General features: G+C 44.2%; 7 protein-coding genes. 4 read left to right on the plus strand and 3 right to left on the minus strand.

Annotated features, from left to right (window positions below; translation table 11 throughout):
• The first annotated feature begins 9 nt into the window (after positions 1-9).
• On the plus strand, positions 10-2,202 hold the full coding sequence (locus tag JCM10512_RS00325) for an endo-1,4-beta-xylanase (RefSeq protein WP_044159266.1): 2,193 nt from the start codon (positions 10-12) through the stop codon (positions 2,200-2,202).
• Between the two features lie 116 nt (positions 2,203-2,318).
• On the opposite strand, the gene JCM10512_RS24750 is transcribed toward JCM10512_RS00325, so the two are convergent.
• From JCM10512_RS24750 to JCM10512_RS00335, 3 genes are all read right to left on the minus strand, one after another.
• Positions 2,319-4,736 (minus strand): hybrid sensor histidine kinase/response regulator transcription factor, encoded by a 2,418-nt coding sequence (locus JCM10512_RS24750; protein ID WP_369346451.1) that lies wholly within the window; start codon positions 4,734-4,736, stop codon positions 2,319-2,321.
• On the minus strand, positions 4,712-6,394 hold the full coding sequence (locus tag JCM10512_RS24755) for a ligand-binding sensor domain-containing protein (RefSeq protein WP_369346452.1): 1,683 nt from the start codon (positions 6,392-6,394) through the stop codon (positions 4,712-4,714). The genes JCM10512_RS24750 and JCM10512_RS24755 overlap by 25 nt, the downstream gene beginning before the upstream one ends.
• Before the next feature lie 1,101 nt (positions 6,395-7,495).
• Positions 7,496-11,521: a two-component regulator propeller domain-containing protein gene (locus JCM10512_RS00335; RefSeq protein ID WP_044159269.1), complete on the minus strand. Its 4,026-nt coding sequence runs from the start codon at positions 11,519-11,521 to the stop codon at positions 7,496-7,498.
• 224 nt (positions 11,522-11,745) lie between these two features.
• Here JCM10512_RS00335 and JCM10512_RS00340 point away from each other — a divergent pair, with 224 nt between their 5' ends.
• The 3 genes from JCM10512_RS00340 (at position 11,746) to JCM10512_RS00350 (ending at position 17,679) form a co-directional block, all read left to right on the plus strand.
• On the plus strand, positions 11,746-13,056 hold the full coding sequence (locus tag JCM10512_RS00340; protein WP_044159271.1) for a glycoside hydrolase 5 family protein: 1,311 nt from the start codon (positions 11,746-11,748) through the stop codon (positions 13,054-13,056).
• A gap of 25 nt (positions 13,057-13,081) precedes the next feature.
• Entirely contained in the window at positions 13,082-14,344 is a 1,263-nt protein-coding gene (locus tag JCM10512_RS00345; protein WP_081741171.1) for an acetylxylan esterase, read from the plus strand.
• A gap of 149 nt (positions 14,345-14,493) precedes the next feature.
• Complete coding sequence (locus tag JCM10512_RS00350; protein ID WP_044159274.1) at positions 14,494-17,679, plus strand: SusC/RagA family TonB-linked outer membrane protein; 3,186 nt, start codon at positions 14,494-14,496, stop codon at positions 17,677-17,679.
• Positions 17,680-17,689: the final 10 nt, after the last annotated feature.

A 17,689-nucleotide genomic window follows, 5' to 3' on the forward strand; every position in this document is an offset into this window, starting at 1 on the left:
GAAAGGAATATGAAATACTATAATAAACTATTGTTGCTGGCTTGTCTTTCGGGTGCACTGGGAGCTTGTGCTGATGACGAAATAGCCGCTTTTAAAACAGATAAGCCCGAAAGCATTGTCGAATATGAGTATCTGAACGCGTATGACGCATTGAAAACCTACGTCGACCGCACAGCCAATCCGCATTTCAAGTTGGGCACGGGAGTGACGGAGAGCGATTTCCTGAGTAAAGGACTGGTGTATAGCCTGGTTTGTGCGAACTACGATGAAGTGACTGCGGGCAATGCGATGAAGTATAGTTCGGTAGTGGGTAATAATGGCTCGATGAACTTTTCCACAGTCAGAGATCTGGTTAAAGTGGCAAAGGGAGCGGGGATAACCATCTACGGACATACGCTTTGCTGGCACTCTCAACAGAATAACAAATACCTGAACGGTATCATTGCCGATAAGGTGGTTGAGTCTGAGCATCCCAGTGAACCGACGCTTGATCCGAGCGTAATCTCCAACGGAGACTTTGAAGATGGCACAATTACCGGTTGGGGTGGTTGGGGCAATTCATCCTCCCGTGCTATTTCAGCCGCAGGGCAAGGACATAACGGAGGCCATGCGTTGAAAATAACCAATCCGACGGTAGGTAGCGATCATTATTTTGTGCAGACCAGCTATAACGTTGCTTTCAAGTCGGGAGAAACGTATCAGCTAAGTTTTTATGTGAAAGGCGCTTCCACCGGAACCGGACAAGTTGTTGCGCAAGATGCGAATTATGCGGGCGATCCTTTCTTGGATAAATCGGCTAATAAGGATTTTGCCATTACGACCGATTGGAAGTTGGTTGAAATGAAGGCAACCGTAACGGCCGACCGCACCCTGATCCTGCTTAATACCGGAAAGTATGAAGGCGATCTCTATATCGATGATATCTCACTTTGTCATGTCAACACCGGCGGCGGTGGCGGCATTGTGACGAATGAATATGCTGTGCAGAGCGACTTTGAAAACGGATTGGACAACTGGGGTGGTTGGGGTAACTCCTCAACACGCGAAGTTGTAGACGGTGGCGGTTACAACGGGACGAAAGGATTTAAAGTTGTTAACCCGACGGCTACCAATAGTTGGTCGGCACAGGTGGCGTATGACTTTGCTTCCGAATTGGTTGCCGGAGAAACTTACTACCTGAAACTAAAGATCAAAGGAAGTGTGGCAGGCAACATAGGCGCCGGATTTCAAAAGAAAAGCGATTACTCCGGTCGGGGAGACTTTCCGGCTATGTCGGTCACTACCGGTTGGAAAGAGATCCTGACTTCGGTTACCGTATCCGGTGAGAATGCCGACCGCTTCTTATTCAACGTAGGTGCGTATGCCGGAACTCTCTGGATGGATGACATCGAAATCTATCGCGAAGTGAAAGGAAATACCATTCCATTGACTCCGGAAGAGAAAGCCGACACGCTGACTTATGCCTTGGAGAATTGGATCAAAGGTATGATGGAAGCTACCGAAGGCTATGTGAAGGTGTGGGATGTGGTGAACGAACCGATGTCCGACTGGCCCGATCCGACTCAGTTGAAGAGCGACCCGAACCATACGGATACCGAAAACTTCTACTGGCAGGATTACCTGGGTAAAGACTATGCACGTGTGGCAATCAAGCTAGCTCGTAAGTATGGCGGAGACAATCAGGTGTTGTTCATCAATGACTATGGTTTGGAAGGTTCGGGCAATGCGAAGTGTAAAGGGTTGATCAATATGATCGCATATTGGGAATCCGATGGTGTGACTCGTATTGACGGTATCGGCACACAGATGCACGTCACTTACTCACTCGATCCGGTGAAGCAGCAAGCAAACGAAGCCGCCGTGATAAGTATGCTCGAACTGTTGGCGCATACGGGTAAGCTGATCAAAATATCCGAATTGGATATGGGAATTGCCGACGTAAGCGGAACGAACATAAAGACGATTGCCGTTACGTTGGAGCAACACAAAATGATGGCCGAGTATTATAAATTTATCGTGAAGAAGTACTTCGAGATTATTCCCGCTGCCCAACGGTATGGAATTACGCATTGGAGTCCGGCCGATAGTCCCGACAATCAGAATTCTTTCTGGCGCAAAGGAGAACCTATTGGTCTGTGGAATCTGGATTACAATCGCAAACCGGCTTATGCAGGTTTTGCCGAAGGACTTTCCGGTAAGTAACCTTACTGTAGCTTACTGAATATGAAATAGATTTGTGCTTTTAATAAACGTTTTCAGTACGTAGATCGTTTGCAGAATGAGTGTCTTGGGGCACTCTCTGCAAACGATTCTTTTTGCTATTCTGTCTTTTTCAGATGTTCTTCCATATATACTTTGGGAGGGATGCCGTACAATTCCTTGAAGGCACTCGAGAAGTAGGGCATATTGGTAAACCCGGTTGCATAAGCTGCTTCCGAAACATCAATCGGCTTGCCAGAAGCGAGTAGGGAGGCTGCCTGTTTGAGGCGGGTGTTTCGTATCAGGTCGCGCGTGCTTTGATTAGTCAATTCTTTGAGCTTGCGATGCAGGTGCACCCGGCTGATGCCCACCTCTTTGGCTATCATCTCTCCATTCAGCTGCGTGTTGGTGATGTTGGAATGAATGGTAGCCATTACTTTCTCCATCAACTTCTCGTCGGACGATTTCAAGGTCATTTCCGGTATGTTTTCTGCCTGATCCTGACTGCCATTGTATGTGTTGCGCAACATCTCCCGATTCTGGATGATGTTGACCACGGTCTTTTTCAGTATTTCCAGACTGAAAGGTTTGGAGATGTAAGCGTCAGCTCCGATAGAAAGACCTTCTAACTTATCCTCTTCTGCCGATTTGGCGGTTAGCAGGATCACAGGTACGTGGTTCACATTCACATTCTGTTTAATCTTCCGGCAAAGCGTGATGCCATCCATTTCAGGCATCATCACATCACTGATAACCAAATCAGGCGTTTTCTGTAGAATAAGTGTCAGTGCTTCTTTGCCGTTGGTGCATTCGGTCATGTAATGATTGACGCCCAATTCATCGCAGATGTACTTCCGAATCTCCTCATCGTCTTCCACTACCAGAATCTTATATTTTCTACGGTTCTTTGTCTTTTCCTTCTCGGTCTCGGAAGTACTTTCTTCTATCGGTAGCGTTATGGCAGCAGAGAGTGGGATAGGAGATGTTGCTTTGTCTTCAATCTCTTCTACGAGCAGATGTTCGTTGCCCAGTGGTAGTCGGATGATGAAACGGCATCCCTTACCGTCCTCATTGTTGACGGCTTCAATGGTTCCGTGATGCAGTTCTACCAACGACCGGGTAAGATGCAGCCCGATACCGGTACCGATATTCGAATTGTTTTGGCTGTTGCGTATCTGATAGAACCGTTCGAATATGCGTTCTCTTTCTTGCTCGTTTATTCCGATGCCGCTGTCGGACACCATGATTTCTACCCATTGGCGTTTGCTTTCCTGTTCTACATCGCTGTTGACGTATAAATCGATTTTTCCGTTATCCGGAGTGAATTTGAATGCGTTGGAAAGTATATTCACGATGATTTTATCGAAAGACTTCGGATCGATCCATATAGGCAGGCTATCTATTGAGTGGTGAAACTGAAAATCGATTTGCTTATTCTTCGCCTGATAATCGAAGATGGTGCAAATCTCTTGCAGGGTTCCGATCAGTTCAGCCTCTTGAAATTTGAGAGCCATCTGCCCTTTGTCGATCTTGCGGATATCCATCAGTTGGTTGATCAGTTGCAAGATACGGTTTGCGTTCCGGTGGATCAGTGAGTATGTCTTTTGTCTTTCGGAATCATTATCAGCCCGAATCAACTTTTCGAGCGGACTGATGATGAGCGACATCGGCGTGCGTATTTCGTGCGAAATATTGATAAAGAATTGCAGTTTGGCTTCGTTAATTTGTTCCCCATGAATGTGTTCCAACATTTCCTGACGCGCCCGATACCGTTGGCGTACTTGTTGGACAAATAGGTAGACAATCACTATGGCTAGCAATGCGTAGATACATTTCGCCCAAACCGAAGCGTACCAGGCGGGCGAGATAAGAATTGTGATTTCTTTCTCTTTCGACACATTGTTGTAGTCTTGCGCTTTCACTTTGAAATGATATGTGCCGGGAGCCAGGTTGTTGAAACTAACCCGGTTGCTTCCCGGACTTAGGCTGACCCACTTATCGTTGTTGAGCGAATACGAGTAAATGATTCGTTCGGGGTTGTTAAAGTCCATCGTTGAGAACTCGATGCTGAATGAATTGTCTTCATGCGAAAGATGAAAGAAGTTTTCGTTCATGACTGCTTGAGAAACAACCTCGTAAGGACCCGATTTAGAGCCTTTGTGAACCGCTTCGTCATAAATATAGAAGTCGGTGATGCGTATTTTCAGATCCTGAACCGGTTTGGTTATTTCTTTCGGATAGAAAGATACCAGTCCGTTCAGCCCGCCAAAAATGAGTTTGCCATCTCTGCTACGTATAGAAGCGTTCCGGCTAAATTCATTGCCTTGCAGCCCGTCGCTCGAAAAGTAATTGATAAACTCCTTATCGCGTGGGTTAAAACGGGAAATGCCGTGGTTGGTGCTGATCCATAGATAGCCGTCGTCATCTCCTTGTATGGCACAAACCATGTTGCTCGGTAGTCCGTCTTTTTTGGTGTATGTCGTGATCTCCTGCGTTTGGTGATCTATTTTGCTTAAACCATTGGACGTACCTGCCATATATTCCCTTGTTTATCCTGATAGAATGTATAGATGATTTGCTTTTCGAGCAGATTGCTTTTTCCATATGTAGAGGTGAAGTTGCGGGTCGCTATATCCATACATCCGATACCATAGTAGGATGCAATATACAATTTGCCCTCGGGAGTTGCGAGAAGGCTATTGATCCAGTCATTGTTTAGCGTATTCTTTTCGGGGCTGTAAGGCGATTGGGTGTGATAATGAGTCACTCGCTTGCCTCCTTTTTCGATGCAACATAAACCGCTCCCCATGGAGCATATCCATATATTCTGTTGGTTGTCTTCTGTAATGTGGTAGATGCGTGATATATGATTGTTGTTCTCGTCTTTCAAGTGCACATACTCGCAATGGCCGTTGGTAGGATTCATTTTAGCGACCCCATCGCGGTAAGAACCTATCCATAGAGTATTTTGTGAATCTTCGTAGATCGTCATAATGGTAGCCGGAACGGAGCTTGGCGTTCCGTTGGGAGAGAAGTGTGCCTTTAGTTTACCTGAAGAATCGATTGCGTAAATACCATCGTTATCTGTTCCTATCCACAGGGTTTGTTCATGATCTTCGTACACAGCCATGATGCAGCTTGACCCGATAATGTTATTATTTACGGATTTATATCCTATGTAATTGAATTTGCTCAAGTCATTGGGGAGCAGCAAGACTCCTTTCTGAAAGATGCCTAGCCAGGTGTTTCCTGCTTGGTCTTCCAAGATGGAGTGTACTTTGGTTTTCGAAAAATCGAAAGTAGCTAGCGCAGAGTTGCTGTCAATCAATTTGTTTTCCTTAGGATAGAACGTTTTCATTCCGTTTCCGTCCGTTCCGATATAAATATTTCCTCGCTGGTTTAGGTAGAGTGTTTTAACAGTCAGCTGTTTCCCGTCGGCAGAAAGGATCGGGCGGAATGAATCGCTTTGCGGATGATAACGGAAGAATCCTCTGTTGAGGCTTCCGGCATAGATATTTCCCTCCTTGTCCTGACAGATGGATTGTACGTCGTTACGCTTCTCCGTTTCGTCTTTCAGGTAATTCTTATAGGTGTTTTTTCCTGTTTCACAGAAAGCTCCGTTATTTTCGGTCGTAACCCAAAGCCGATTCTGATTGTCTTCAAACAAGGAAGCGATCTGATCGCATTTGTATGGCGTGCTGAGTTCTTTTGCCAGTAACCCTTCTTTCGGATCGTGCTCCAATCGAAAGAGTCCCAGCCCTCCGCATCCTATTAGTATTTCACCATTTCTGCGTTCCAGAATACAAACTACGTGCGCATTGAATTTGGTATTGCCCTCTTTTAGCACGATAGGGATTTCGATAAAGCTGTTGGTCGCATAATCGTATCGTTGCAATCCTTTAAAGAATCCGATGTAGAGGTTTCCCTTGCTGTCTTCAAACAGTGCGTGGACATAATCATTGAGCAGTGAATTTTTGTCATCTTTATCATGTCTGTAGATGGTGAACTTGGCTCCGTCGTATCGATTCAATCCATCTTCGGTTGCTATCCAGACGATACCTTTTCGATCTTGGTATATTTTGTTTACCAGGCTGTTAGATAGTTCTTTGTCCGCTGTGAAAAAACGTCCCGATTGTGCATATCCCAGACTACATATACATAAAAGTAGCAGGATGAGGAGAGTTCTCGTTTTCATAATAATAGATTAAGATTTTATGCAAATAAAGCCTTTTTTCAACTTTTATCCAAGTAATCAAAAGCCTTTTTTGTGGTTTTTGTGTAGAAAGTACACTTATAGCGAAGTTTCGAAAATAAAAGACTCGATAATAGCTTTTATACGAAGACTTAATCGAAAAAATGGGTAGAGATGAATCAGAAAAAGCGTTTTAGCGAAATGATTAAGGATGCTGAAAAGATCCTATCTCTTTCGCTTCCGCAACGATAAGCCAACTGTTGCAGCATTCGGAGATTGAAATACCCCGCTTATAGCCCCTCAATAGAATGTTTGTTTTTTACCTTCAGCTTTCAGTTTGCTGCATAACTAGCAGTATTTTAATTAGATAATCCTGAAACTAAGGGCTGAAAGTGAAGGGCGAACCTTTCAGCTTTTCAGTCTTTTAAGCTCTTTAAATGATCAACCGGATTTCCATAGAAAATTCGTTGAAACGAATTTATAGACAGCGACCTAGGTTGGCTGATTGAGTAATTAAGTCGGCTGATCGGACGACAAAGGTCGGCTACTCGGCCAACACGGGTTGGCTGGGTAAATTGCTGCCGTGTCAAATCATAAATGACCGCTTGTATCGGATATGCTGATTTCAAAGATTTAGATATCTGAATCTATGTAGATGGAGAAAACTTGAAGACAGAAAAGCTGAAGGCTGAAAGGAGAATTTATTAAAGCTTTCAGGGCTAAAGTGTTGTGATGTAGTTGATTATCCCTAAAACTGAAGGCTGAAAGACGAAATGGTTTCTTATTTTGGGGCTCTTTTTTCGGAATTTCGAGCAGTAAATATGCGGATGTTTCTATTCGGGCTTGGTGAATTTGAGGTTTCAACCAATTGGATTCTGCGAATTCCGAGATTATAGTTTGGAGAATTGCTCACATAGGGACAAAAAAAAAGGAGCAACGCTTTGCTCCAACCTTTGTTAACCTTAAATCTAATACTATGAAAAACACAGTGCAAAGATACGGACTTCGGTGAAATCTGCAAGTAAACGCTCTTTAATAAGTGTTTTTATAACACTTATTAATAAAAGGTCGTGCTATTTATAGCTTTGTTTACGATTAAACGTCCTACTGACCGTTTAGCGGGCGTTGTTCCTTCTTGGCTTTATCGTACTCGGAAGGCAAACAGCCAAACTCTTCCTTGAAGTATTTCGCGAATTGCTTGGGCGATAGTCCGATTTGATAGGCGACTTGCGCAATATTAGATTGTCCCTGCTCCAGCAATTGTCTTCCGCGCTTGATGCGTAAGATGCGGATAAACTCAATGGGTGATTTTCCGGTGATCGACATCAGCTTCTTATATAGATGTCCCCGGCTCATTCCCACATAAGTTCCTAAGTCTTCGACCGAGAACTCCGAATTATCTATATTTTGCTCCACAATGCGGATAGATTTCTCTATCAACTGCTCATCGAGTGAACTTACGGTTATTTCGCTTGGAGAGACATCGATGGTCTTGAATTTCTCGTAATTGTTTTCGGTCCACTTCAATATTTTCTGGATGCGCAACAGCAGAATTTCCAGATTGAAAGGTTTGGTGATGTAATCATCAGCACCTTCTTTCAATCCGCTGAGTACGTGCTCTTCGGCTGTACGGGCAGTGAGTAGAATGATCGGAATGTGCGAATAGCGTATATCCGTTTTGATTTCCCGACATAGCTCCATACCGTCCATGACCGGCATCATGACATCACTGATCACTATTTGGATGGGTTGAAGAGCCAGCACATCCAATGCTTTTTTGCCATTCGGTGCATCGAACACCTGGTAGTGATCTTTTAGGCAGTCTATCAGAAACTTGCGGAAGTCGTCGTTATCTTCCACGATAAGTAGGGTTGCTTTGGAACCTGTCTTTTCCATTTCCGGGAGTTCTTCCGCCTTCTCTTCAGTTTTAATGGGCGAAGTGCCGAATGTTTCATCCATCGGTACAGCAACTCCCTCGATGGGCAGACTGACGATAAAGACACTTCCCCGCGGCGTGTTGTCTTTTACTTCGATTGTTCCTTTATGCAGGGTGACGTACTCTTTGACAATATGCAGTCCGATGCCACTACCCACATACGTGGTGGTTTGATGTTGTTCCTGAAAGAAACGGTCGAAGATCTTTTCTTTATTCTCATCTTTGATACCAATTCCGGTGTCAGCTACCCGGATTTGAGCAAATTCACCATCAGGTAGCTGGATTCTATCGACTGTAATGGAGACACTGCCATGCTCACAGTTATATTTGATTGCGTTGGAAAGCAGGTTCAGCAAAATGCGCTGAATCTTATTGCGATCGAAGTTCATCTCTATCTCAGGAGCGTTAACTTGCAGGCTGAGCCGGATACCACTTTTGGACGATAGCGCATTGAACGAAGTATAGGTTTCCCGGATAAATTCACCCAAGTTGCCATAGGAAAGGGATAGCTGTGTCTTCTGCTGATCCAGTTTTCTAAAATCGAGCAAAAGATTGACTTCGTTGAGTAGGGTAGTAGCATTGCGGTAAATCAACTCCAGATCCTCTTTTATAGTTTGGGTCACTCTGGAAGCAAGTAACTTTTCAAGCGGAATCATGATTAATGAAAGGGGCGTGCGTAGGTCATGGCTCACATTGGTGAAAAAGCGCATTTTGGCTTCATCCATTTCGTGTAGCTGGCTAACTTCCATGTCATGCTTTTGTTGCTGGAGAACTCGTTTGTGCTTGCGCCTCATCTGGAGGATTAATAGAATCATGCTGAATATCAGGATTGTGAAATAGCTGATATAGGCAGGAACAGAAAGCCAGATCGGAGGGAGTACATGGATGGTTAGATTCGCCGTATGACTATTCTCTCCCGCTTGATGCTCGTTCACCCGGACTTGTAAATGATGCGTTCCGGGCGAGAGTTTGTTGAAGTAAATACGGTTACCTTCGAGCTTGATCCATTCTTCTTTTTCACTCAACCGATACATATATTGCAATTTATGCAGGTTGCCGTAATCCATGGCAGAAACCTCCAATGCAAAGTTTGTATCGGAATAATTCATGGTAATCTCTTTGATCAGTTGGATATTCTTGGTAAGTAATACCCGACCGTCGGAAGTAGTGGTTCCTACATCCATGCGCTGATTGGATAAGAACAACCCGGTGAAAACAATCTGTCGATCGTAGTGATGGCGATTAGACAATCGGGGTTTGGTTTTGATATAGCCTCCCGAACCTCCGATGAGGATTTCGTTTTGACGGTTTTTGATGATCGAGAAATTATTGAACGTAAAGTCGCCTATACCATCCTCCTCAAAGTAGGGGTAGCATCTGAACTTCATATTTTTCTCATTCGGGTCGTTCACGACATAGACGTGCGTAATACCATGATCGGTCGTGATCCACATATTCTTATTGGCATCTTCGACAAAGGCACGGATATAGGGATGGGAAATTCCGTTCTCGGTGGTGAGGTGTACCAATGAATCGTCGTTTTTATTGTAGATATTCACCCCTTTGCGACCGCCGATCCATAGCAAACCACGGCTGTCTTGATAGATGCAGTTGGCAAAGTTGTCTTGTATAATAGTCTGTCCCGATTTGTTTTCTGTAAGCTGCTCCATTTTGCGGCTGAAAACGTCCATGCAGTACAGGCCCGATCCGGTGGCTATATATAAATTTCGCCCATCGGCACAAGATAAATCAGCGATGTAGTCGGTCAGCAGGATTGAATTTCCCATGGTGTAGGAAGTCAACTCACCATCGGGTGAGAGGCAGTATAAACCTTGTGTAAATGTGGCGAACCATATATTGTGATTGATATCTTCCGTGATGCGGCGTATATACAGCGGGAAATTCTGTTCTTTCGAACGGATTAGTTTTTTTAAGGAGACAAACCGCCCGTTTTCGTAGAAAAAGGCTCCGTCGCCGAAGCTTCCCCACCAAATTCGCTTTTGCGAGTCGAGAAAGGAGCAAACAATCAGGTTGGAAGGAATGGTGCTACGGGAAGACTTGAAGTAGCTGTACTTCTTTTGCTTCGGCTCGTATTTAGCAATTCCTTCACCATCGAAGCCCAGCCATAAATTACCCTCCGGATCTTCGAGCAAACAACTCACATCCTCCTGTCCGGGGCAGTGGTAGTTTTCGAAATAGATATCGTCCGGACTGGTATAGGCTACGCCCTGTTTGCTAGTGCCTATCCACATGATACCCTCCGCATCTTTGAAGAAGCAGGTGATATGGTTGCTCGGTAGTGAGAACAGTTTGTTGCTTTCTTTATGCAATTGAGTAAACTGATTGACGTATTTGCGACTGATGTAGATCCCTTCATTATCTGTACCAATCCATACGTTTCCTTTGCCGTCGTCGGTCACGGTCGTTATGATGTTATGTCCGTTGCAGAGTTTTTCCTGTCCGGGGAAGTTGACCCATTTCTGTTCTTTGGTCGAATAGCAGGTTATGCTTGAGCCATGTGTGGCGTACAACCAGAGACATAAAGAGGTATCCATGTAGATATGATGCTTGAATCCGGAGAACCATTCGATATGTGTTTCGTGTTCAATCTGATTGGATTGCCAATTAACGGTTGCGATGCTTCCGTTGGATAGCAAAAAGTAGACTTGCGAATTGCGGCAAGCCAGATCCATAATCTGAATTTTGGGTTGAATGGGGAGACGGAAGAGTTTCTTTTGGTCAAATTTATAGTAAAGAATCGAGTCGGCTGTGACGCACCACAGGTTCTTATCTTCATCCACGAAAAGTTGTTTCACATCACTTGATATGTTTAGTTTCGCCAGCGGGATCTGTATTTTATTATCCATCTGATCCTTCTCCCGGTTATAGTAGCAATAGTTGACCGGAGTCTTTAGCCAGATGATACCTTGGGCATCCTCGGCAATCCATTCTACATTATTGTCATAAGCTCCCAATTGTACGGTCGTATATTGCTTGAAATGATAGCCGTCATAACGGTTTAATCCATTTCGGGTGGCGAACCACATGAAGCCGTATTTATCATGCAAAAGGCTTTGGGTATAGTTGTCGGAGATTCCCGATCTAACATCTAAAACATGAAAATTAATCCCCTCATAAGCTTGAAGGGTTAACGAGAAAAAGAGGAGCAGAAATATAGATAAGTGTTTCTTCATATTGCATTCCGGTTTAACACCTCAAAGATATGATTTTTTGTTTATCAAAACCCCATCCGGCAGAATTCATTTATGTCCGTTTTGTATCTGAATACCTACTCAAATGTATTATGCAACAAATGGGATAGTGCATAATTCATTCGGCCCCCTTTGTCATAAACTATCTTTCTACTTTTGTTTCAAACAATAGTAAAACTTTAGAGACCGATAAATTTAAGACAATCATGAAAAACAGAGCATTTATCTTGTGCGTTAGTTTACTCCTTATTATAATGTATACTGCGTGTACATCCAAAGCTTTGAAAAGAGCCTCTTCCTTTGTGCGCATTGAAAATGGACAGTTTGTTCGCAATCAGCAATCTTATCAATATATAGGTGCTAACTTTTGGTACGGAGCTATTCTGGCATCCGAAGGAGAAGGGGGCAACCGTCAACGTCTGCTTCAGGAACTGGATTCCATGAAAGCGATCGGAATTGATAATTTGAGAATCTTGGTAGGTAGTGACGGGCAGCGCGGCGTCTCTTCAAAAGTAGAACCGACGCTTCAGATAAAACCGGGAGTATATAACGATACCATTCTGGATGGATTGGATTATCTGCTAACCGAAATGCAGAAGCGTGAGATGTTGGCTGTGCTTTATCTGAATAACTCCTGGGAGTGGAGTGGAGGATACGGACAATACCTGGAATGGGCAGGTAAGGGGAAAGCACCGATACCGAATGTAGACGGATGGCCGGCGTTCATGGATTATGTACGTCAGTTTGCCCAATGCAAACCGGCGCAGGAGTTGTTTGCTCAATATGTGAAAGATATTGTAACACGAATCAATAGGTACACAAATATAAAATACGTGGATGATCCCACTATCATGTCGTGGCAAATCGGTAACGAACCTCGTGCTTTTTCGGACGAGAATAAGGAACCGTTTGCCCGATGGATAGCGGAAGTGGCCGCTCAGCTCAGAGCATTGGATAAGAATCATTTAATTTCTTCCGGTAGTGAAGGACGATGGGGCTGTGAAGGAGATATGGAACTTTACGAGAAGATGCATGCCGATCCTAACATCAATTATCTGACCATTCATATCTGGCCGTACAATTGGAGTTGGGTAAAAGCTGATAGCCTGGCCGAATGTCTGCCGATAGCTAAAGAGAATACGCGTCAATACATCGAGGAACATCTGGTTGTTGCACGGAAATACAACAAACCTGTTGTGCTGGAGGAATTTGGTTTTCCTCGCGACGGCTTCCAGTTCCGTAAAGATAGCCCGACGCATACGCGTGATGCTTATTATAAATATGTGTTCGACCTGATTAAAGAAAACAGCAAGAGTAAAGGGCTTTTTGTCGGATGCAATCTTTGGGGATGGGGAGGCTTGGCTACTCTGAATGAAGAAAGTGTCTTTTGGAAAAGAGGGGATGACTATACCGGAGATCCGGCGCAAGAGGAGCAGGGACTGAATTCGGTGTTTATGTCTGATACGACGACCATTCAGTTGATTAAGGCGAGCATTCAGGAATTAAATCGGAAATAATACGTTGACAAATAAATCTTTGATTATGAAAAAACATGTAACCTTATTGAGTCTTTTCGTGTTCTCTTGGGTCCTTTCGGCACAGGAGAACCCTGCGAAGCCTGATTTAAAGTATCGGGTGGAGCAAGTAGCCGGTTGGGTGTTCTATTCACCTGCCCGTCCGGTAGTTCAGGTGGTGGTTGCCAATCAGAAGGAGGCGATGTCGGCTGTGTTGCAGTTGGATGTTGCGACAGACACCTATTGTCCGATAGCTACTTTCTCGCAGAAGATCGCACTACAGAAGGGTGATTCGACTGTAGTTGACTTCTCTTTTACCCTTCCGAACCCCGGATTTTATCGCTGTACGCTCTCAGAAGGAGATAAGTTGGTTCGGAAATTTAATATCGGGTACGAACCGGAAGCCATTGTTTCTTTGCCGGATAACCAACCGGACTTGAAACCGTTTTGGGAAAAGGCCAAAGCGGAACTGGCTTCGGTAGCACCCGAATATCATCTGACTCAGATTCCTGACTCTTCAAACAAGACACGTCGCCTATATCAAGTGACGATGAAATCTTTGGGTGGGGTCGAAATCTCCGGCTACTATTCAGTTCCGGTCCGCAAAGGATCTTATCCGGCTGTCATCTCCTATATGGGATATGGATCTAAACCGTGGATTCCCGGGGGAACACCCGGTTTTGTGGAATTTGTGCTTTCTACTCGCGGACAAGGGTTGCAGGAAAGTTCGAATAGTTATGGCGATTGGATCGCCTACCGATTGGATGATAAGGATAATTATTACTACCGGGGTGCTTTTATGGATGTGATTCGTGCCATCGACTTCGTCTCTTCTCGTCCGGAGGTGAATCCTGCTTATATATTTGCTGAAGGAGGAAGTCAGGGTGGTGCCTTTTCACTGTCTGCTGCTGCACTCGACCAACGTTTATGTGCCATTGCTCCCGCCATTCCTTTCCTCTCGGACTATCCCGATTTTTTCAAGATCGTGCATTGGCCTGCCGATCCTGTTCTGATGAAACAAAAGGAATTGGGGATGAGCGATGCTGACTTGTATAAAGTCTTGTCCTATTTTGACATAAAGAATCTAGCCGGCTGGATAAAGTGTCCGGTTATAATGGCGGTAGGCTTGCAGGATGAGGTCTGCCCACCGCACACAAACTTCTCCGGATACAACCGAATCTCAGCAAATAAAGAATATTATATCTATCCGCTGAATGGCCACAATACCCCCGATAATTGGTGGAAAACTCGCATGGAGTTTTTTGAAAAACAAATGAAAAGGAAAGAATGAATACTGTGTTTTTATGAGTAATAACGGAAGAAAAGTTATAAACGATAGAACGGTATTGTTGTAGATTACACTATATTTGTCTACCTGTTTCGTTTCTATGGTTGCTTAGACTTCCATAAAAAATCATTTATTAAAATCTATGTGTTAATATGAAGAACATTATGTTGTTTCTAATGGCCCTTTTGATGAGTAGCCATGTTTTAGCTCAACAAACAGCCGTCACAGGTGTGATAACCGACTCCAACGACGGATCTCCTTTGATTGGAGCTAGTGTGTTAGTGAAAGGAACGAAAACAGGTACTATTACTGACTTTAATGGAAGGTTTACGTTGAATATGCCTTCTGAAAAGAGAGTCTTGATTGTTTCAAGTGTTGGTTACAAGGCACAAGAGATAACCTTACAGGCTGGTCAGCGAACACTTCAAGTCGTCATGAAAGAGGATACCGAAGTGTTGGATGAAGTAGTGGTGGTTGGTTATGGTACTATGAAGAAGAGTGACCTGACCGGTTCGGTTGCCAACCTGTCGGGTGATAAATTGAGAGAATCGATTGTTACCAATGTAGACCAGATGTTGCAAGGACGTGTGGCCGGGGTACAAGTTGCTGCCAATTCCGGTGCTCCGGGAGCAGCTAACTCGATACGTATTCGCGGAGCAAGCTCTATCAATAATACGAATGAACCTCTTTACATTATTGACGGAATCCCAATGAGTGGTGAAGGAACAACAGCTTCCGGTTTTGACTGGTCGGGTGGTTCTAACGGCCAGAAACTTGTGAATCCGCTAGCTTCCATCGCACCAAGTGATATCGTTTCTATGGACGTATTGAAAGATGCTTCCGCCACAGCTATCTATGGTGCTGCCGGTGCTAATGGGGTTGTAATTATCACAACGAAGCGCGGCACGAAAGGCCGTACTAATATCTCGTATGATGGATATGCGGCTTTGCAACAACGTACCGGGAAGTTGGATATGATGAATCTCCGTGAGTTCGGTACGTATCAGAAACAATTGAACGAAGAGGGTTCGCTTTATAATGTGGATGTTGCTTATCTGGACCCTTCTTTATTGGGTAAAGGTACCGATTGGCAAGATGCTGTTACGGGAGATGCCTGGATGCACAGCCACAATCTATCGGTAACCGGTGGAACGGATAAAACACAGTATGCTTTTTCCATGGGCTATATGGGGCAAGACGGTATATTACTGGCTTCCGATTTTGGACGCTATACGGGACGTATGAATATTGATTCTGAGTTTAATAAATATGTCAAGGTCGGCGCTTCTCTTTCTTACTCGCGTACGAATGAATCGATTATTAATAATGACGGTATCAATGGTGTGGTTATGCAAGCCGCATTGATGTCTCCTTCGGTTCCTGTGTATGATTTCGATGGGAATTATGCCGGACCGGAAACAGTAAACGGATCATCGATCTACAATCCGGTTGCTTTGACCAAGGATCAGGAAAACAAATTGCTGCGCGAACGTATTATGGGAAATATTTATGGGCAGATCACCTTCAATAAATATGTAAACTTCCGTACGGAGTTCGGTATAGATGGTTCCAACAACGTAAACAAGGGCTTTAAACCCAGCTATGAATATGGTAAGCTACAAAATACGGATATCATGATTATGCAACGTGAAGAGCATAGCCTTTATTGGATCTGGAAAAACTTTGCAACTTACAATCAGAGTTTTGGAAAACATACAGTCAACTTTATGGCCGGTACTGAGACTTCGAAATCGTCTTGGGAAGGAACAACTTTGCAGAAGAATCAGTTGTCCTCCAATGATATTCATGTGATTGGCCCGGATGGTGTGTTTACCTCAAACACCGGTTGGAAGGATGGTGCTACGATGGTTTCCGTTTTCGGACGTGCCAATTATAATTATGGAGATCGCTACCTGCTGACTGCCACGCTTCGTGCGGACGGTTCTTCTAAATTCGGAGCGAATAAACGTTGGGGATATTTTCCTTCATTTGCGGCAGCTTGGCGTGTGACTGGTGAGCAGTTTATGGAAAACACCAAAGAATGGTTGTCTAACCTGAAGCTTCGTCTTGGTTACGGACAAGTGGGTAATGCCAATATCGGCACCTATCGTTTCGGATCGACCATGATGGCGTTTCCGTCCTCATTTGGTACAGCCTACCGTATGGCAAGCAATGCGAATCCTGATTTGAAGTGGGAAGCTTCTGAGCAGTATAACCTAGGTATTGATCTGGGGCTGTTCGATGGCCGGGTGGACTTGACTGTAGATGCTTACTATAAAACGACCAAAGACTTATTGTTGCAACCTTCCGTATCTCCGGTACTGGGTGGATCGGAATATAAAGACATTCAAACTCCTTATATGAATATTGGTAAGGTAGAAAATAAGGGGATCGATATCGCTTTGAATACCCGCAATATTGTAACCAAAAACTTTGCTTGGAACTCCAACCTTACCTTTTCTCTCAACCGTAACAAAGTAAAAGCATTGGATGATCTGGGTACTACCATTTACGGTAAACTAGACTGGTATGCCGGTTTCCAAACGGTTTCGATGATTACTGTCGGACAGCCGATTGGTGTATTCTACGGATATATGACCGAAGGCTTGTTTGAAAATGCGGAAGATTTGCGTACACATGCTTTGCCTAAGGGAGTAGGAGTTCACCGCACAACCGGTGCATGGGTTGGTGATATCAAATTCAAGGATATCAGTGGTCCGAATGGCGTGCCCGATGGAATCATTAGTGAATATGATCAAACAATTATCGGTGACCCGAATCCGGACTTTACTTTCGGATTTACAAATACGTTTACGTATAAGGACTGGGAACTAGGCATTGGATTGACGGGATCGGTTGGTGGAGATATTCTTAATTATGTTCGGGTAAAAACCGAAGGTTTAATGTCTCAATGGGATAATCAGGCAGTGACTGTACTTAACCGTGCACGTTTGGGATACCATAACGGAGTCAATACCGATGTGACAAATTCCGATAACGCGTACATCCTGAATCCGGGAGCATCTATTCCACGTTGGAGTGGAAATGATATCAATGGTAACAACCGAATGAGCGATCGTTGGATTGAAGATGGAAGTTACCTGCGTATTCAGAACATTTCCTTAGGTTATAACTTCCCTAAAAAATGGATAAACAAGATTGGAATGACTAATTGCAAGCTTTATTTCAATGTGCAAAATGTATATACGTTTACCGGTTATTCGGGTCTCGATCCGGAAATCGGCTCGTATAACCAGCAGGCCGGATTGTCTAATGTGGATATGGGACGTTATCCTTCGCCGCGTATATATACTTTGGGTGCTAATATTACATTCTAACTTTAAAGGA

This window comes from Bacteroides reticulotermitis JCM 10512 (assembly GCF_000517545.1).
In the GTDB taxonomy this organism is placed as follows: domain Bacteria; phylum Bacteroidota; class Bacteroidia; order Bacteroidales; family Bacteroidaceae; genus Bacteroides; species Bacteroides reticulotermitis.